Here is an 18,817-nt window from a genome sequence, read left to right as displayed (position 1 = left end):
TTAAGTCTATGTAGAATATTTATTTGTCCATATTTATTTAAAGTCTAATAAGTAAAAGACTATATTATAGGTATCCAACAACATCTACAATTTGGGTGATTTGGGTTCATAGTTTCTTTACCTAAAGTAAATTCTTGTCCATGTAATGCTCCACAGATAGAACAAGTTCTCTCATCTTCACTAGCCCACCACATTACCGTTTCTACCATTTCACTTTTTGTATACCTATCTATACAAGCAGTATTTACAATATGTGCTGCCTCTGTACGAATTAAACGTAAAGATTCATATGCTCCACTATCCATTTTACTTTTTATTTCTTTACTTAAAGTAACTAAACTAGCACCCTGTACCAATCCTCTTGTTAGAGTTTCATTTAATTCATTTATTAACTTATCTTTATTATTCCATATTCTACTAGAGTAATCTGCACCACTCCAAGGATAACTTAATACTTTGTCTATCGTAGCTCTATCAACCTTATTAAAATTAATCCCTATGTGTTTTTCGAATTCTTTAATAACTCTATTAGATGCTTCAATGTAATTATTTTCTAAAGATTCATCGAAAAATTTTTGTTCTATATTCCCTAAATCTTTAATTATATTTTCTATCTGTTTCTCTACTTTTTTAAGTCTATTATATTTGTAGCCTTCAGATAAAGAAGGATTGTCCCCCATTCTAATATATAAATCTGCGATTTCTAACTTAACATCTTTAAGTGCTTTTTTATATCCTTGCAATAAAGTTATGTTTTTCTTTTCCTGTGCATTATAAATATCTCTCATAACTCTACTTATTCTTTGTTCCCAATATTTTTTATTATTCATTTAGATCACTTCTATCTTCAGGAATCAAATCTAAATCTAGCGTCTTATTCTCAGCTTCTATTTGTTCCATTTCTTTATCTACATCGTCAATCCCAATATATCCTGCTATATAATTAAGTAGAGTTTTTCTACTCGTTACACCTGCTAATTTTATAGCTGCATCTGCAAGTTCTACGTTGTTTATAGGTAAATTTCTATTAAATTTAATCTCTATATCTTCCCAATTATAATTAGCACCTTTAAGATTTAATATGCTAGTTATTAGTCTAATTCTAGTTTGTAATGCCTTCTTAAACTTTCTTTCCTTAGACACGATTAGCTGTTCGGTATTAAAGAATTTTTGCTTAATAGCTGAACCACTAAGGTTAGCAGGTAGCTCTTGAGATAAATCTGGAACATAGCTTACTTTATGTATATCTTCTTTTAAATTTTTCAAGTGATTCTGTATTACAGAATCATTGATTTCTTTGGTCATAAATTCAGCTTTTGCGTCACTATCTAATAGTAATACCCTGTTTTCTTTCATTTTAGCTATATCTTCATCTTTTGTTCTTTCTAATCCTATTAATTTTAAATAACAATCTCTAAAATAAGATAATTCATTGGATAAGTCACTTCCAGTAAGGTTTAAATTATTTTGCAAAGAGATTATCTTTTCAAAATCGCCTAATCTATAAATATTATTATAGTATTCAATTATTGGCACTTCTTTAAAGTAATGTTCTTTACTATCTACTAAAGTTAGATTATTGTTATCCATTGTATAATAGAATGCATTTGTTTTAGTATAAACTTCTACATTAGTTATATCTTTATCTTCTATATAATTATGTGCATTGTAGTATCTAATAGCCATAGATGGTTTCGCTTCTATTGTAGTATCATAAATCATAACAACTTCATCAGTATCCAATACATCAAAGCGAATGTTATTATCTTCATCAATATAGACCATTTCGAACCCTGTGCCTTTTATACTTTGTTTTCTTGCTAATTCTATATTTACTTCCTGCTCATCATTTAAATTAAATATCCTTTTTAAAGTTTCTAAATACTCTTTATTAGAACTAGAATAGATTACAGGAGAACCCATAAAAAAACCAATTAATGTATCTGTTATATAAGAACAATAATTGGTTACTAGTTTATTATTTGGTTTATCCAACTCCAAAATTCTATTTTCTATCTCTTGTTTGCCTATATAATAATTTTCTAATCTTTGCAATCTAGGTAATTCTTGTTTATGTATATTGATTATTTTAGTAATCAACTCTTTTTGCACATGTGCACTATCTACATCTATGCAAATTTTCATCTTATCACCCTCTTTCTATTTCTTTCTATAATCCTAATTTACTATCACTCATTGTCCTTAATCTGCCACGTTTTTGTAAACACTCGCAAGCATATCTAAGTGCATCCAACGCATGGTTATATGTATCTATAGGCTTATTTATATACTCTTTGGTTTCTCTATCTTTCTGCCAACTATAATTCTTTAATTCTTCTATTATATTTTCACATTTTGGATGTATTATTATGTTATATTGCTGGATTAACTGTATCCCATTAAGAATACTATCTCTGCCTTTTCTAGCTGGTTTAATTCTAGTAATACCTTCTTTTCTTATTTCTTCAATAGATTTTTGTTCTGCGCTATCTGCTATAATTATTTCTTTAGCATAACCTTTTTTCTTAATTTCTTCTGCTATTTCATTATTAAGCAATCCTTTTTTATAGAATTCATCGAAAATATAAATCTCTTTTTTATCCTCTAATACTATTAAAGCTACAAACGCAGAAGGGTCATTAATGTAACCAAAATCAAGTCCAAATAAGGCTTTAGAATTAGCATTATTTTTAATTATTTCTTTATAATCAAATTCTTTATCCCTCCAATTGGTATAAACTAATTTATCTAAACTAGCAAATTCTCCAAGTGCATAAATTCTGTAATGAACAGGGTCTTTATCTTTCATCTCTTCAAGAGATTCTATATAATCTTGTGGAAGAAATTTATTATCTTTATACGTAGTTTTTAAAACCATTGTATTTTCTTTGTTGTATCCATTTTCAAACCACATTTTATATACCCACTTTGACTTGGAAACTGGATTAAACATAACATGGATTTGGTTGTATGGATTTTTAGACCTTAACCTTAAATTCAGCTGACTAAAATCCTGCATATCTATTTCTGTACATTCTTCAACAACGATGTCATCGACACCTGATATAGATTTAATTTTCTCGCTATCATCCAACCCTTTGAATAGAAATTGACTTCCATTGGGTAGTGTAATAGTTAATAATGTTTCTCTTATTTCACATTTATTATATAATTTCCAATCAGCTAAAACTGTTTTAAATTCTGCAAATATAGAATCTCTTAGTGTATTACCAGTTTTTCGAACTACCAAACATTTTCTATTAGAAAATGTAAGATATTTATATATCATTTTCTGTACTACAAACTTAGATTTACCAGATTCAAGAACCAGCACCTCCATAATAAACATTAAACCTTGTGCTGTAGTTTTGTAACTGTGGTAAATATATTTCATTAAAGATTTTCTTAGATATTTTTATATTTAATGGTGCTGACATTATTAACCACCCCCCTTTTATAAAAAATAAAAAATAAATATTTTTATATGGTGTAATCCACCTATGACTCAGTACTGAAGTACCCCCACCCTATAAAATCGCATAAAAAAAGTAGCCATTATTGGCTACAAATTTAAACCATCATATAAATCATTTATCTCTTCTTGTTCTATGCCTATATACCTAAGTGTAACAGCTTGGCTACTATGGTTTAACATTTTTTGTAACATAGGAAGTATCATTGGATTACTACTATTATTAATGTATGTATGATATGCCCATGTCTTTCTTAATGTATGTGTTCCATAGTTACCTTTAATCCCTAATTCTCTCATCATGCTCTTTATAATCTTATGTGTACTATCTACCCTTAATGGTTCATTACCTTTTCTACTACTAAATAAGTAATCATTTAGATTATATTCAATATTACTTAAATAAAGTGTTATTGATTCTTTAGCACTATTATTTAATTTAAATGTTCTTACCTTATTAGTTTTTTCTTCATTGATAGTAATTTTATCTTTAAATGTTTTATCTATATGCATAATATCGGATATTTTTAATTGTAATAAGTCTCCTACTCTAAGACCTACATTAATTCCTACTACAAACAGCATATAATCTCTTTTATTAGTTTTGCCTAGTAGATATTGTTTTATTTTCTTAATGTCCTTAATATTTTTTATAGGTTCTACAGTTTCTGCTTTTGCTATTCCATCACTTTTTAATCTTGCCATAATAAAATCCCCCTCTTTTAATACCAACTTTCTACCATGATATTATCATTAGTTGGTATTCATTTCAAGAGGTTTTATATTTTTCTTCTTTAAAATCACTTTAACATTAGTAATATCAAGGCTTAATGTCATTTTATCCAATACCAACTTTTTCAATTAGTTGGTATTGACATTATAATAAAGATTAATCTACTATTCATCTTCCAATGTTATATTAATATTATTATCATTAACTGTAATCTCTTTCTTCTCAATTAGCATTTGTTTGTACTTAGCTAATAGTTCAGAAGCTTTAATCCTATCGGAATATCTTGCATCCTTATCAAACGCCATCGTTTTTATATTTGCCACTATTTCTCCTACAGTTACATCTATATTATCTCTATATTCGTCTAATAAATCATTTATATACTTCTTAACGTTAGCATTTGTTAGTAATTTACTAGCATTAACCTTACAAGTATTATCATCTAATTCTTCACCATAAGCTCTTTTATAAGCCTGTAGTCCATTTAAATCTTTTAAATATTCAATACAAAATAATCTTTGTTTATCATTTAATTTACTATTAATTTCATCTTTTATAACTCTACTCGCCATATCTCTCACCCACTTTCTACGAAATAAAAAACACCTACTAAAAAGTAAGTGTTTCTAAATTCCCATATTAGCTTTAACCATTTCAGCTACTGCTTTTGCACCAAAGTCTTTAAGCTGTTCTATTCCCCATTCTCCTGATTTTGCTATAATATATTTTACCTTATCTAACCCACTTAATGTTTTATCTATACCTAGTTTCTGTTCAACATAATCTATACCATAAGATGAAATCAACATATCACCAAATCCAAAATATTGAACCTCGCCGTCACCCCATAAAAATTCTATGTTTTGAATTAGTCCTTCGTTTTCTAGCTTTCTCAAAGCCATAACAAATACCTCTTCATCTAATTCTAAGTTTTCCCCAGTTATTGTTTCTTCCATATTAGGTATGTCTTTTTGATACTCAGTATAGATTGCAACAAGAACTCTTTGTTTAGCATCTAATTTCACTTCTATTCTCATCCTCTCATAAAGTCGTACATATAATTATAACACTAGACTTGCAATAAAATTATGTCTTTATTAATTACTTAATACCAATATATCTCTTAATACTTTTTATATCTTGAGTTATGTCATCAAGTTTTGCTTTCATATCATCTTCATTAGTAGCAGCTATTTCTTTTAAATATTCCTGTTTACTCTCTAATTCTTCTTTTATAACATCCTGCAAAATATTTAAGCATAAGGCATAAAACCCTCTATTAATTGTGTCCCTAATTTTAGAGCGACTCTCAAATATTAGAAAATATGTTATAGCTCCTGTAAAAACTAATACTAACCTAGTAAATATCTTATAATAAGCATATCCATCTTCTCCAGATATTTTTGATAAACTCCCTGCAACCATAGAAATAATAAGAGTTAATATAATAGTTATAAAAATATCGAAATTGATTTTCATAAAATTATATTCATTTATTCTATCATTCAACAATAGTTCTTCTACTTTTCTCTGTTTTAAATCCATATCATTATATTTTTCAAAAATCATATCTATTAGTTTGTTATAATTAATTTTTTCAAATGTTGGTTTTTCATCATTAAACCATTCACTAAACATTTTACAATATTTATCAAACTTATATTTTTGAACGTCTAATAATCTAAATTTCATACTACCACTCCTGCCATTTATTTTGTGCAATTTTATCCATATTCGACAGGAGTTTCAAATTTCCTTCTAAAATTATCTATTTGTGTAAAATAATATAAAGTGCCCAACATGGATGCCTTTAAATAAGCTATTATATTAGTTCAATTTCTATAGATTTTAAATCACTTAGCTTTATTGTTCTTTCCTTATCCTTATCATAAGTAATTGTCACTTATTTCTCTAAATTAAGTTGATCATTTATTAACTTTTCTTTACAAAATTCTGATAAATTATTCAATACCCTACTATCTAAAGTATTTTGAATTATCTTTTCTCCATTTTTTAAATGTAAAACAATACCCACTCCCATTCCCCCTAAACATTAAATATATTTCCCTTTATATCCAATATTCTACAAGTATTCTCAAATTCCTCTATTTACTTGCTCAAATCCTTATCTTTAAGACGCCTTAGTTTCCTATTAGCCAACTCTAGTTCTAATTTAGCAATCTCAATATCTTTAATGCAAGTCATCTTAACACACCCTTTCTAATTTCCTTTTATATTCTATAATATTACCCTTTAACGCCTTAATAATATATCTATATATAACCAATTTAGGTATAAGTCACTATCAATTTATTTCAAAATGATATATAATGATAGTAGAGATAGTAAGAAGGGAAAAAATTCCCCTCTACTCTATGGTGTTTCTTTCAGCGTCTTTTTTTACGTATGCGTTTACGTTTATTAAGACGCTTTTTCCTTTATAAAGTCTGGTTTTATAGGCTCTGTATGTATCCACTTGTATGTACCTATCGAACTAATATAATTACTTTTGATATTAATATCTTTGTAAAACTCTTCTATTTCTCTAGGTTTATATCCATTTAACTTTAACCATAAAATTTCAGCTATCATTTTTTCGCTATATTTTGCATTTGGATTTTTATTTCCTAAATTTGCTTTCCTTCGTTTGTGTGTAGTTAATCTATTTGGGCTGCTACTTGTTTTAGTAATTCTTTCTATTTTATTACATATAGTATCTTTATATAAATCTACATAAAATTGCTCTAAAACTTCCAATGCCGTCTGTATTGCTTTTCTCTCATCATCAGTACCGTTCAAATATGTAGTATTATTCTCGGAAAAATGCAACACTTCAAATATTAAATTCCCACAATTATATGTATGTTGTAGTACCTTTTTATTAGTGTCTTCATATAATCCTCTTTTAAAATTATATAGATGTGTTTGTAACCTATTATTCATCATGCCAGAGCCTACATAGAGTATTTTACCGTTTATATCTTTAAAACAGTAAATCCCCATTCCATAAATATTTCCTTTTACTTCTTTTAATAAATTTTTTATTGTTCAAATCCTTTCTTTTTCAGTACGTTTTAAGATTACGTACAACTTATTTAATTTTTTGCATATAAAAAAGCCTTAGATTATTTTTCTAAGACTTCATTTTATAAAATATATTATTTATTGCCAAAACTATATTGGGATAGGGGAAAGTCATGTTTTCGTACCTCAAACATTCCTTTACATTTCCCCTCCCAAACCCAACCCCATTGTATATATTTGTTCTTATATTTTTATAAATATATACCTTAATCATTTTTAAAGCGTTCACCTTTCAAATTATCCTTATATATAATTAGTGTAATATTTATATATAAGGATAATTTAAGAGGTGAACGGTTTAGATTTTACAAATTTAATTTAAACTCTCTAATTCTCCTTCAGAATACAAACCCATTTCAATTAATTCTTTAGCATCCATTTGATTTTGTAATTGTTGTTCTCTATATTCTTTTTTTATTTCATTTATCTTCCGCTCAATCTTTTCCCAATTAAGTTTTAATAAATTATCTATTATTAATTCACAATCGTTCAAATATGAAGAATCTAATCTAGCTTTATCTCCACTTTTCCATTGTGGGTTAGGCAGCCCCCAATAATCCCCTAATTCTTCTTTAACTTTATCAGCTGACTTTTTTAAATTTTTATATATTTTATTTCTAAATATCTTATTTACTTTAATATTCATTTGTTTAGTATCAATCTCTTCATATTTTTTATGAATTGTAATTTGATATCCTTTAAAAATCCTAGCACAATCTTTTATTCTTTCTTTAATAAGTTTGTCAAATTCAAAATAAAATCCTTTCATTGTTTTCTCTGAATAATAAATATTAGATATATCTTCCAGTCCCATTTTTTCTTTTAATTCTGCTTGAATTTGTTCAATTATTTTAAGTTCATCTTCATCAACCAATCTGGCTTCTTTTTTATCTTTATCATTCCAAAATTGTATTAGCCAATTATATTCATACTCAATATTACCCTCTTTAACCAATTTATCTAAATTATATTTTATTATTCCTTTATAATTATCCTTGCTTTTGTTAAAAACATGATAAACTGCTGCATTATTAATTAATCCTTCTTTTTTCATCAAATTGATAAAAATAGATTTATTATCTCTAGCACATAAATAATTATCTGTTATTAATCCGCATTTTTTCGCTAAATTATTATTTGTCGTGTAGAATATTCCATTTGAATTTTGTCCATATGCCCAATTAAAATAATTTTTTAATATAGGAATTATATATGGTGAATATTCTCCTGTATTATTTCCCCTAGAGCCTTCAGATTTACCTCTACCATCAACTTTTTCTTTAGGTTCTGAATATACTTCTTTAACTATAAATTTTTGTCCTTTGGGATTAGGTTTATAAAAATCAAAATACCTTTTCCAATCTTCAAATTGTAATTCCCTCGATTTCCCTCGACCTTTTTCTTCTACTTGTAGTAACTCACATAATTCCTTATATTTATATTCTTTTCCAATTTCCAAATTGATAACTTTCATCCAATTGATACCTCACCTCTGTTGCTATTTGCAATAAATTGCTTTTCTTAAATTAAATAATTCATTCATTGCTTTTCTAAATAGCTCTGTATCTTCAAACCCATAGATTGGTATACCTTTATCTCCAGTAAATTTATAGTATTTAAAGCCCATGAAATTTAATGCTTCTGCAAGTGTCCTTTTTTCAATGTTATAGTACTTTTTTCTTATTTCCATAATAAATTCCACACCTTTCAATCGTTAATTTTAATTCTGTAAACAAAAAACCTAAATTAGCATACTGATAGTTTCCGTGATATATAAAAGTTCCCAGACAGTTAAATACACTGAAGGTAATCAGTATACTAAATAAAATTCTAAAATTATTTATTTTATATTACCATATACAAGGAAGATATTAGTTCTTAAAAGCATTGGTATTACTGGGTTTACGGCATATGTTTTTTAAAAAACGTGAAAATTTAGGTTTAAAATATCTCTTGGGTTTTGTATATTTAGATGTTTCTTCCCTAATAGGAACTTAACAAACATTGTCTAAACCTAGTTATACCAATGGTTTAGATGGTATTTCTATTTCGTTATATTATGTAATTCTCTATATTTTCTTACTCTTATTTTTGTATTTTCTTTTTCAATTTCCTTAGCACATGAGGGACAGTATTTAGTCTTATTTGATTTAGACTTAATATAGCTTCCGCAATTCTCACATTTTTTTATATTATTTTTATCTCTTCATATACCGAAAATATCAGAAAACTCTTAAACCCTTTCATATCAATGCTTTAATTGGCTTTTCTAAATGGTAAAGTTTTTAGTTTTTTATTGTATTTCCTTACTCATACTGATAAATAAGTACCTTTTCGAGCATCTCTAATTTTTTTCATTCTTTTGCTTGCTTTTTCTCTATCTACTTCTTTAGCACATCTTTTATAATACTAATTCTCTTCATATACCGAAAAAACCAACAAATCTCTAATCCCAACAATACCAATGGTTTAGATGGTGTTTCTATTTTCTCGCTTTTAGCTTTTTCTTGTATTTTTTATCTGCTATTCTATCTTGTTCTTTTTTTATTTCCTTAGCACATGAGGGACAGTATTTAGTCTTATTTGATTTAGACTTAATATAGCTTCCGCATTTTTCACATTTCTTAGTGCCGATATTCTCTTACACTATAGGAAACGGCACAATTTTAAAAAAAATGCCTTTAAACGTAATCATATCAATGGTTTTCAGACTTATTACGTTTTCCTAAATTAGTTATTTTTATTGATTTTATTGTATTTCCTTACTCATACTGATAAATAAGTTTTGACGGTCGTTATCGCTTTTTATTATATTTTCTATTTTTTTGTTTTATGTATTACATAATACACAGGTGTAGTTGAGATAAAAAAACACCTCTAAATGCAGTTATATCAATGGTTATGGTAATTTTATATTTCGTTACATTATGATTTTTTATTGATTTTATAATACTTTTCATTTAGGTTTTATTTTATAATCGCTGCAACCTAGCATTATCAACGATTATATTACCATATACAAGGAAGATATTAGTTCCTAAAAGCATTGGTATTACTGGGTTTTAGAGGTATGTAAAATCAAAACTTGCCATTTTCATTATAATTCTCAATATAAAATTTATTTGGTAAATTTATAAAAATAAAAGCCCAAAATAAAATCAAGTCGGCTAGTAGCACTTTAGTGCGTACTAGGGATTTATTATACTCTTATTATATTTATTATACTCTTATTACGGCTTAATTGACCCCCATCCCAAAGGGGTGTAAAATAGCTATTAGCTTAACCTATCCCCCTTTACAAAAGGGTGTAAAAAAATAGCTTGTTTTTTGTGATTTAAAAACATTTAATAGCTTTAGTATATCATGTCTTTTCTTGCTCATCTGTAATATTTATTTATTTTGCCAAATCTTGTTGTTTTTTCAAACCCAAATTATTTTGGTTTGTTTTGCCAAATCTTGTTGATTTTTTAGACCCAAATTATTTTGGTCTAAACTTCTTTTTCCAGCACTCCCCTGCCTTATTCCATAAATTCTCTCTAATTCCTGAATACATTTAGCCATTTTCATAGGATTTACGTTACCTATTCCACGTTGCATAATGTTTGTACATATTAAATCTTCAAGTATCATATCTTCTCTTGGCAAACGGACATTTTGTCCTCTTGTTCTTCTGGTGGCATTTTAGCCCATATTTTATATGCTGTAGTTGCTTTTAAAGTGCCATTCTCAACTAGTGACTGTAATTCTGGTATAAGGTCATTAAGTTTTTTGTAGTTAATGAGTTGAGATTGGTCAACTCCTATCTGCTCTGCTAATTGTTTTTGCGTTAAGGAGTTTGAATTATTCAAAGTCCTCTGATTATTACCATGCTTTATCCCATAAATTCTCTCCAACTCTTTTATACATTTAGCCATTTTCATAGGATTTACATTGCCTATACCCCTTTGCATGATGTTTGTACATATTAAATCTTCCAATATCATATCTTCTCTTGGCAAACGGACATTTTATCCTCTTGTTCTTCTGGTGGCATTTTAGCCCATATTTTATATGCTGTAGTTGCTTTTAAAGTGCCATTCTCAACTAGTGACTGCAATTCTGGTATTAGGTCGTTGAGTTTTTTATAATCTTGAAGTTGCTGTTGACTAATATCTAATTGATTTGCTAAATCTTTTTGAGTCTTTCCATTAAGATTATCTGTATGGGAACTTCCTGCACCACCATGCTTTATTCCATAAATTCTTTCCAATTCCTGAATGCATTTAGCCATTTTCTATGAGTTGTTGTAACTCTGGAGATAATTGTTGAAGTTTTTTTAAACGTCTTATTGTTCTAGCATCTACACCTAATTCTTTAGCTATATCTTCTTGGGTTCGGACATTTTGTCCTAAGCTATATTGATTATTTCCTTGTCTCACTCCACATAATTTTTCATATTCACTGTAAATCTTGCCTTGTTTGACTGGATTATTTTTTAATCTACCAAAATTAGTTGCTAATAGTTTTTGAGTTTTTTTGTCATTGGAATTATTCAAATCACCAACATATTGATTAACACCTATTTGTTCTGATAATTGCTTTTGTGTTTTGCTTGTAGAATTATTCGGTAAGCTATTTTGATTGGAAACTGCGAAATTATTTCGTACCCCATCCGAATTATTCGGATTTGATTTTCTATCTCCTCTGCCAATTCTTCTTGAGTTTTATTTAATTCGGAAATTATTTCCGAATTTTTAAATTGATTGTTCCCAAGCGAAATTATTTCCATTGGATTTTCTAACTATTTAGCCAAATCTGATTGAATTTTTGCCACACCCAAATTATTTGGGTCATCCTCTTTATTCATAAACTGGTTATTGCCATTTCTTTAATACATTTTTTGAGTTTGGCTTATTTGCGTTTATCAATAACTCTATATTACCACCCTCTTCTACTAAAACTATGCCATCTTTAACTTGTACCATCCCTGTAGGAACATTACCAGCCCATGATGCATATCCTAAAAGACTCTTAAAATCTATTAGATTAACACTTTCCTCCCTAGCGAATTCTACATAATAATCCTTGTTTAATTTCGCGTAAATCATTTTTTATTCCTCCATCTAATTATTTTATTATTTTGTGTTCATAATAAGCTATTGCAAACTACACTTTTTAAATTTCTTTAGATTTTCTGCCGTAAGCTCTATAGAAAATTCTTTTGCGAATTTCATAAACTGCTGCAATGTTTTAATACTCATATCAGATTATCCCTCCAAATTACCTTTTTAATTAATTGCTATTCGTTATAATTTAACAATACACTCCATAGTTTAAAATGTCAATATTATTTATAAACTTTTTTAAATATTTTTATTCATATTTGAATACAACAAAACTATATGGTATAATCGATTCAGGAGGTGATTATTTGATTGATATAAAAAATGAAATAAAAAGCTATATTGCTTTATCTGGTTGGACATTGACAGATATAGTAAAGGCCATGAATGAAAAATACGGTACTGATACAACAACTCAAAATTTATCTAATAAGCTAACAAGAGGAACTATTAAGTATAGTGAATGTAAACAAATTGCTGAAATAATTGGATATGAAATTAAATGGAACAAAAAAGACTAAGCCTGAGAGTTTAGTCTTTTTTTGTTTAATTGTGTATTAAAATTTATTTTATTTCATATACTATTCTCAATAAAATAAATTATTTGGAGGAATTCATATGCGTGAAAAAACCTTAGATGATATAAAACTTGCTTACAAAAGATTGCCCTCAGATGCTAATGAAGAAACAGTAAAAATTAAGATAATACTTGAGTTTCTTAACCTTTTAAATTATAATTCTGATGATTTTAGTTATGAAGTTAACCCCAATAAAAAATATAAAGACAAAAGAGTTGATATAGGTATTAATATAAGGAATAAAGAAAAAGATACTTTTTATATTGAAATAAAAGGGAAAAATCTCGATTTATTTGAAGAAGATATTCGCCAGATTAACTCTTATTTACATGATAAAAATATTAGCTGGGGATTATTAACTAACGGAAATCATTATATTTTAGTAAATGACAAATTAGATACTCTCCCTGATCAAAAAATTGTACTTGAATATTTTTTAGTTAATATTCCTACTAATGTTTCTAAACGTAACAACAAATTAATGTATGAGTTTCTCACACTTGATTCATTATTTATAAAAAGAACTACTAATTATTATTTAAACTGGAAGGAATTTGATTTAGATGTTATTGATAAAAGCGGCATGTCTAATTCAAGCAAGCTTCAATATTGGAGTGCTTATAATATGTTCGTTAAATACTTGATATCATCATTTGATTCATATGATTTAAATTATTTTTCTATATCCAATTTCAAGAAATTCATAAATTATTTGAACAATAAAAAAGATGATAAACTAAAAAAAGATTCCGTTTTGTCTAAATATAATTATATACTTAAATTTGTAAATTACCTTGAAGATACGAGTAAGATTTCTTTAAATTCATTCAAAAATTTTGACATTAAAAATTATATAACAGAAATTGATTTAAAAAGAAAAAAGAAAACTAATGAATTATATTTGGAAAACATTCAAATTGAAGCAATGCTAAATAATTATAATGATAAGAGCAATTCTTCCAGAAATAAATTAATTTTTATACTTATCTTACTTGGATTTAAAATAAATGAAATAATAAACTTAAAAGAATCCGATATTAATTTCAAAAAGAATATAATTGAAGTCAATAAAAAAACTTATTTATTAACCGAACCCATGAAATGTTTAGTTAACAATATCATAAAAGAAAAAAAGAAGCTTAAAATAAAATGTAGTTATATTTTTTGCACAAAATATGATAGCAAATATGATAAACTTACTCGTTCCACATTTCATAATATAGTAAATAATAAATTTGATAATTTAAATTTGGAAGAAGATAAAAAAAAGCAACTCAATATGCAGTTTATAAGGCAGTCTATTATAAGAAAATTATATGAAAGTGGTTTTTCATTAGAAGAACTTAGTTATTTATTTGATTTGAATATTAGTTCTATTATTAAACATATAGATGAGAATTTAATTATAAAAAGAGCTGAAAAAGCTATACCAAGAATGTATAACAAACATCCATATAAGGAATTTTTTCAATAAAATACAATATAGTTTCTTTAAATACCCTTATAAAAAAATAGTCACTTTATACTAAATCAACGAGTATATAAGTCTACATTATTACCTTTCAGAATATTTATTTTTAACAAACGGATAATTATAAATCTTAATACTACTATCTATAAAACCTCTTCTCCTTGCCCCTATTAATGTTTGATACATATTCTCTCTGCCAACAGGATTATCTGTGTGTAAATAGATTTTATCTGCCCTTAATCCATTTTCACAGATATACTTAACCAAGTCATATCCTGTTGGTAATAAGTTAACTTTTTTATCTTCTCTTGACCAATATCATTAAAAAACGTTTCTTGTTCTTCTGGTGGCATTTTAGCCCATATTTTATATGCTGTAGTTGCTTTTAAAGTGCCATTCTCAACTAGTGACTGCAATTCTGGTATTAGGTCGTTAAGTTTTTTATAGTTAAGTAGTGTATCTTGATTAACACCTATTTGTTCGGCAAGTTGTCTTTGTGTTCGTACCACATCCGAATTATTCGGTTCTGCCTTTTTATATTGATTCCCTCTATCTCCTCCATTTTTAATTCCATAAATCCGTTCTAATTCTTTAATGCATTTAGCCATTTTCATAGGATTTACATTGCCTATACCCCTTTGCATGATGTTTGTACATGTTTTAACTGTAACATAGAAGATTTAACTGAATACGAAAGACTAGGATTAATTTCCTAGTCTTTATTTAAATACTATCTGTAATAGTCACATAAATATCTATTTCATTTTCCAATACTTTTAAAACATTATAATTATATTCACATGTCAATATTTCATTTTCCTTGCTAATTTGTATTTGTGTACATTTAGCAAATACAGCACTTAAAATTTCTGTGTTTACTGTTTCCATCAAAACATTATCTTGGTTACTTTCTTCTATAAATTTTATTTTCATTTTAACACTCACCCCCATCTTCAACTATCATTTTACCATATTATGGATATAAATTATACATCATATTTAATAATAATAACTAATATAATTTTATTAATTACTTTTATGGGGGGATGTTCTATTATTAAATTTATTATAACTATAGCTATAGTTATTGTTATATTAATTTTTATAATTTACTTATTAAATTGGAGTACAAATGATTCTAATAATATTACTCCTAGAAATCTATTTAACAGTGATATATATACAATAAAAAGTGCAATAAGCGATATGCAGTGGTGGGATTTTGAAATTTTTTCAGCTAAATTATTTGCTTTAGCCGGAGATTATACATACGAAGTAACTTCCAAAACAAATGATAAAGGCAAAGATGTTATTTTAAGAAAAAATGGAGAAGTTGTTTATTTGGAATGCAAACATCAAAAAGATAAAGTCGGAAGACCAATTGCACAAAAATTATGTGGTGCTATGATAGCTGATAACGTTTCTTCTGGTATTATAGTAACTTTGAATGGAGCTCATAAAAACTGCTTGGAATATTGTTCTAAATTAAAAAAAAGTAAACTTGCAACAATTTCTATAGACGTAGTTAATTTAGATGATTTAATTTCTGAATGTTTAAATTTAAATGCCTATACTGTATATGAGATAGCTGGTATTTCTAATGAATATATTAATATAAGTTAGTATTTATTTTAAATTTTAATTTATAAGGTCTTCCGCCCTTGATATTAGAGGTTTTCCCCTTTAAAGGGGAGAACTCTTTTCCCTCTTCCAGTTTCAATTCTTCTATCTGTTGTTTTATCTAGGTTGTAAAATCTATTAAATATTATATATTAAGAAAGTTATATATATTTCCGTTACATCCTTGTCGTATCACTTTTTGTTAACTTTGTCGCATCCGTATAGCATGAATGTCGTGTCACTATGAGTAATCAGATATAAATCACACTAGATTGTATTCTTTTATGAGTGTTTTAGTAGTTCATATCTAAAAAACACTATCTAAAAACATAAAACACTTATAATAAAATACAAATATTAATTAATAATGATTTTCGAATTATTTTTTACATGACAAATACACTTACCCTGTTTATATTTTAAAAAAAGTTTGGTATAATAGTAAGTGTAAAAGTTTGTGATATTAAGTTGTTTGCACTTGTTCAGAATTGCCCGTTCTGCAAGTGCTTTTTCCTTTTTTTGTTTAGGTTAATCCCAATAACTTATCTGCTAGGTTAGTATAATAATCTGTTCCTCTACCAGTATAATCCCAAGTTCCTTTTTGTAGCTTCTTACCGTTGTTTTTATTTATGTACTTGTTACATTTATCTTTAATATTTGTAGCTACTTCTCTCGATTCAGCATATTGCTCTTTAAACTCTTCTAAATCATCATCTATAAGCAAGTAGTATTTATTACTTATCATTTTCCCCATACGTTCTACTGCGACTATTCCACTCATTATAAGCTCATTTAAGTAACGTTGAATGCTTCTAATAGATTTACTCATCTCTATAGCCAAAAGTGCCTGTGATGGACAACAAAGCCCTGTAGAACCATTTTTATGTCCTTTTAATATTAATAAAAGTTTTGTTGCTTGAGGTGATAGATTAGCTTGTAGTATTTTTCTTAAAAATAGGTCTTTTATGTACGGTTTTACGTGTTGATACCACTTTTTCTTAGTCATTATCTATCTACCTCCTCTTATATTCATCAAAGGGCTTGTCTTTAAAGCTAAATCTATAATATCTTCATCTTTAATACTTTGTAAATATCTCTTAGTTATAGTTATGCTATCATGCCCCAATAGTCTACTTAACGAGTATACATCTAGTCCATTTCTTAGCTGCTCTTGGGCGTGCCAGTGACGTATTGTGTGTGGTGAGCATCTTATTTCCTCTCTAACACCTGCTCTTTTTCCAGCTTCTTTTACTACTCTTTCTACTGTTTCTGTTGTTAAAGGCTTTCCTGTATTACTTAAAAAATAGTTATCATATTTTAATATTTTATTTTTAAAATAATGCTCTCTAATTCTTTCGTACCTGAACATGTACCTTCTCAACAAAGGACTAACACTTACTTGTCTTTCTTTGTTTCCTTTACCTCTTATTAATATTACCTTGTCCTTTATGTCTTGCCACAATAAAGTGCAACTTTCATTATTCCTAGCACCAGTGTCTACTAGAAAAGCAATAATCATTTTATTTCTTGCTTCTAAATAAGTTGAAAATTTATAAGCATCTAGCATTCTTAATATTTCCCTATCATTGAAAGTTTGTATTATTGTTTTGCCTTCTTTTTGCCAACCAACTTTCAATGCTGGGTCTTCAGTTATATACTCTTCATCTACACAATATCTAAATAGTGACCTTAAATTCTTAAGTATAATATTAATATAACTGGGTTTAAGTTTTCTTTGAGTTAAAAACTTAAAATATTTTTTAATGTGAATTGTTTTAATTTCTTCTAAATCACTAATGTTAAACTCATTTTTTAGATATGTACTAAATAAATCCAAATTGTTTTTGTAAACTTTAATTGTTTTTGGTGAGTAATTTCTAACCTCACATTCAAAACAAAATTCCTTAATAATACTGTTTAATTCCATATAAAAAACACCTCCAAATGTACGATTTCTATACATACATTTAAAGGTGTCATATGCCATCACAGATTGATTAAAATACGTATGTCATCATATGTATCATTTATCTTCCCCTGTGAAGCCTTGATTTTACTAGTGTCATTTGAACTCTTCTAAAATTTAGTCATTATCCATACGAATCGTATGCCGTTACCAAAATACGTTAATTATATTATTGACTAAACTCTCTCCATATATTCACCAGTTCTAGTGTCTATTCTTATAACATCTCCTTCATTAACGAATAGTGGAACTGGAACAACTGCTCCTGTTTCAACAGTAGCTGGTTTTAAAACGTTAGTTGTAGTATTCCCCTTTGCACCTGGTTCAGTGTGAGTAATTTGTAATTCAACAAAGTTTGGAGCTTCAACTGAAAAAGCTTCTCCTTTGTAAAATTTAATTACTGCAAACATATTTTCTTTTAAGAATTTTATTGCCTCTTCAACCTGTTCAAAATTTAATGGAATCTGCTCAAAAGTTTCTTGGTCCATAAAGTAGTATAGCTGACCATCTGTATATAAATATTGCATTTCTTTTCTTTCAATTACAGCTTCTTGAAGTTTGTGAGTTGGGTTGAATGTTGTTTCTGTAACACCGCCAGAAATAACATTTTTCATCTTCGCTCTAACGAAAGCAGCTCCTTTTCCTGGTTTAACATGTAAAAAGTCCACAACTGTGTAAACTTGTCCATCTAATTCAAATGTAGTACCTTTTCTCAAATCTCCTGCTGATATCATATCTAAGAATCCCTCCAAAACAATTAATTCATTTATATTATAACCTTATCAGGTAAG

Annotated in this window: 27 protein-coding genes; 3 read left to right on the top strand and 24 right to left on the bottom strand. The window is 27.4% G+C overall.

The genetic code is table 11. The annotated features are described in order from the left end of the window. Positions 1–59 precede the first annotated feature (59 nt). The 18 genes from RYO54_RS00655 to RYO54_RS00580 all read right to left on the bottom strand — a co-directional run bounded on the left by RYO54_RS00655 (position 60) and on the right by RYO54_RS00580 (position 12,376). Positions 60–830, bottom strand: a complete 771-nt coding sequence (locus tag RYO54_RS00655; RefSeq protein ID WP_315114534.1) for a minor capsid protein — start codon at positions 828–830, stop codon at positions 60–62. After that, entirely contained in the window at positions 823–2,145 is a 1,323-nt protein-coding gene (locus RYO54_RS00650) for a phage portal protein (protein WP_315114532.1), read from the bottom strand. The genes RYO54_RS00655 and RYO54_RS00650 overlap by 8 nt, the downstream gene beginning before the upstream one ends. 25 nt (positions 2,146–2,170) lie before the next feature. Beyond that, positions 2,171–3,340, bottom strand: a complete 1,170-nt coding sequence (locus RYO54_RS00645; protein WP_315114529.1) for a PBSX family phage terminase large subunit — start codon at positions 3,338–3,340, stop codon at positions 2,171–2,173. Between the two features lie 222 nt (positions 3,341–3,562). After that, a complete protein-coding gene (locus RYO54_RS00640; RefSeq protein WP_315114527.1) occupies positions 3,563–4,177 on the bottom strand; it encodes a tyrosine-type recombinase/integrase in 615 nt (204 codons plus the stop codon). A gap of 192 nt (positions 4,178–4,369) precedes the next feature. After that, the gene (locus RYO54_RS00635) at positions 4,370–4,777 is read right to left on the bottom strand and encodes a terminase small subunit (protein ID WP_315114525.1); all 408 of its coding nucleotides are present in this window, start codon (positions 4,775–4,777) and stop codon (positions 4,370–4,372) included. 54 nt (positions 4,778–4,831) lie between these two features. Beyond that, entirely contained in the window at positions 4,832–5,230 is a 399-nt protein-coding gene (locus tag RYO54_RS00630) for a YjcQ family protein (RefSeq protein WP_315114524.1), read from the bottom strand. Between the two features lie 76 nt (positions 5,231–5,306). Further along, positions 5,307–5,897, bottom strand: coding sequence for a hypothetical protein (locus RYO54_RS00625; protein WP_315114523.1), 591 nt, complete (start codon positions 5,895–5,897; stop codon positions 5,307–5,309). Positions 5,898–6,108: 211 nt separating this feature from the next. Further along, a complete protein-coding gene (locus RYO54_RS00620; RefSeq protein ID WP_315114521.1) occupies positions 6,109–6,240 on the bottom strand; it encodes a hypothetical protein in 132 nt (43 codons plus the stop codon). Between the two features lie 386 nt (positions 6,241–6,626). Beyond that, entirely contained in the window at positions 6,627–7,208 is a 582-nt protein-coding gene (locus RYO54_RS00615; protein ID WP_315114519.1) for a hypothetical protein, read from the bottom strand. Positions 7,209–7,602: 394 nt separating this feature from the next. Beyond that, positions 7,603–8,763, bottom strand: a complete 1,161-nt coding sequence (locus RYO54_RS00610) for a hypothetical protein (protein WP_315114517.1) — start codon at positions 8,761–8,763, stop codon at positions 7,603–7,605. A gap of 24 nt (positions 8,764–8,787) precedes the next feature. Then, positions 8,788–8,979 carry a hypothetical protein gene (locus RYO54_RS00605; protein ID WP_315114515.1) on the bottom strand — a complete coding sequence of 64 codons (192 nt, stop codon included), beginning with the start codon at positions 8,977–8,979 and terminating at the stop codon, positions 8,788–8,790. Positions 8,980–9,333: 354 nt separating this feature from the next. Continuing rightward, positions 9,334–9,480 (bottom strand): zinc finger domain-containing protein, encoded by a 147-nt coding sequence (locus tag RYO54_RS20170; protein WP_399548900.1) that lies wholly within the window; start codon positions 9,478–9,480, stop codon positions 9,334–9,336. A 291-nt stretch (positions 9,481–9,771) separates the two neighbouring features. After that, positions 9,772–9,924: a zinc finger domain-containing protein gene (locus RYO54_RS20165; protein WP_399548898.1), complete on the bottom strand. Its 153-nt coding sequence runs from the start codon at positions 9,922–9,924 to the stop codon at positions 9,772–9,774. 785 nt (positions 9,925–10,709) lie between these two features. After that, complete coding sequence (locus RYO54_RS00600) at positions 10,710–10,919, bottom strand: hypothetical protein (protein ID WP_315114513.1); 210 nt, start codon at positions 10,917–10,919, stop codon at positions 10,710–10,712. Next, positions 10,916–11,287, bottom strand: a complete 372-nt coding sequence (locus RYO54_RS00595; protein WP_315114511.1) for a hypothetical protein — start codon at positions 11,285–11,287, stop codon at positions 10,916–10,918. Before RYO54_RS00595 ends, RYO54_RS00600 begins: the two co-directional genes overlap by 4 nt. Then, entirely contained in the window at positions 11,269–11,559 is a 291-nt protein-coding gene (locus RYO54_RS00590; protein ID WP_315114509.1) for a hypothetical protein, read from the bottom strand. Before RYO54_RS00590 ends, RYO54_RS00595 begins: the two co-directional genes overlap by 19 nt. Next, a complete protein-coding gene (locus tag RYO54_RS00585; protein ID WP_315114508.1) occupies positions 11,552–11,824 on the bottom strand; it encodes a hypothetical protein in 273 nt (90 codons plus the stop codon). The genes RYO54_RS00590 and RYO54_RS00585 overlap by 8 nt, the downstream gene beginning before the upstream one ends. Before the next feature lie 318 nt (positions 11,825–12,142). Then, complete coding sequence (locus RYO54_RS00580; RefSeq protein ID WP_315114506.1) at positions 12,143–12,376, bottom strand: hypothetical protein; 234 nt, start codon at positions 12,374–12,376, stop codon at positions 12,143–12,145. 323 nt (positions 12,377–12,699) lie between these two features. On the opposite strand from RYO54_RS00580, the gene RYO54_RS00575 reads away from it, so the two are divergent. Next, the gene (locus RYO54_RS00575) at positions 12,700–12,912 is read left to right on the top strand and encodes a DUF6471 domain-containing protein (RefSeq protein ID WP_315114504.1); all 213 of its coding nucleotides are present in this window, start codon (positions 12,700–12,702) and stop codon (positions 12,910–12,912) included. 97 nt (positions 12,913–13,009) lie between these two features. Then, positions 13,010–14,443 (top strand): type I restriction enzyme HsdR N-terminal domain-containing protein, encoded by a 1,434-nt coding sequence (locus tag RYO54_RS00570; protein WP_315114503.1) that lies wholly within the window; start codon positions 13,010–13,012, stop codon positions 14,441–14,443. A gap of 81 nt (positions 14,444–14,524) precedes the next feature. Here RYO54_RS00570 and RYO54_RS00565 read toward each other — a convergent pair whose 3' ends face one another. The 3 genes from RYO54_RS00565 to RYO54_RS00555 form a co-directional block, all read right to left on the bottom strand. After that, positions 14,525–14,707 (bottom strand): cyclic-phosphate processing receiver domain-containing protein, encoded by a 183-nt coding sequence (locus RYO54_RS00565; RefSeq protein WP_315114501.1) that lies wholly within the window; start codon positions 14,705–14,707, stop codon positions 14,525–14,527. Next, complete coding sequence (locus RYO54_RS00560; protein WP_315114499.1) at positions 14,677–15,084, bottom strand: hypothetical protein; 408 nt, start codon at positions 15,082–15,084, stop codon at positions 14,677–14,679. Before RYO54_RS00560 ends, RYO54_RS00565 begins: the two co-directional genes overlap by 31 nt. 79 nt (positions 15,085–15,163) lie before the next feature. Beyond that, on the bottom strand, positions 15,164–15,373 hold the full coding sequence (locus RYO54_RS00555; protein WP_315114497.1) for a hypothetical protein: 210 nt from the start codon (positions 15,371–15,373) through the stop codon (positions 15,164–15,166). A gap of 105 nt (positions 15,374–15,478) precedes the next feature. Between RYO54_RS00555 and RYO54_RS00550 the strand changes: the two genes are divergently transcribed. Further along, positions 15,479–16,063, top strand: a complete 585-nt coding sequence (locus tag RYO54_RS00550) for a restriction endonuclease (RefSeq protein ID WP_315114496.1) — start codon at positions 15,479–15,481, stop codon at positions 16,061–16,063. Between the two features lie 520 nt (positions 16,064–16,583). Here RYO54_RS00550 and RYO54_RS00545 read toward each other — a convergent pair. The 3 genes from RYO54_RS00545 to efp form a co-directional block, all read right to left on the bottom strand. Further along, on the bottom strand, positions 16,584–17,066 hold the full coding sequence (locus tag RYO54_RS00545; protein ID WP_315114494.1) for a helix-turn-helix domain-containing protein: 483 nt from the start codon (positions 17,064–17,066) through the stop codon (positions 16,584–16,586). Positions 17,067–17,069: 3 nt separating this feature from the next. After that, on the bottom strand, positions 17,070–17,987 hold the full coding sequence (locus RYO54_RS00540) for a tyrosine-type recombinase/integrase (RefSeq protein WP_315114493.1): 918 nt from the start codon (positions 17,985–17,987) through the stop codon (positions 17,070–17,072). 215 nt (positions 17,988–18,202) lie between these two features. Beyond that, positions 18,203–18,760 carry an elongation factor P gene (efp, locus tag RYO54_RS00535; RefSeq protein ID WP_315114492.1) on the bottom strand — a complete coding sequence of 186 codons (558 nt, stop codon included), beginning with the start codon at positions 18,758–18,760 and terminating at the stop codon, positions 18,203–18,205. Positions 18,761–18,817 lie beyond the last annotated feature (57 nt).

Source organism: uncultured Clostridium sp. (assembly GCF_963515715.1).
GTDB lineage: Bacteria > Bacillota > Clostridia > Clostridiales > Clostridiaceae > Clostridium_AW.
This window is presented reverse-complemented; position numbering and strand designations above follow the sequence as displayed.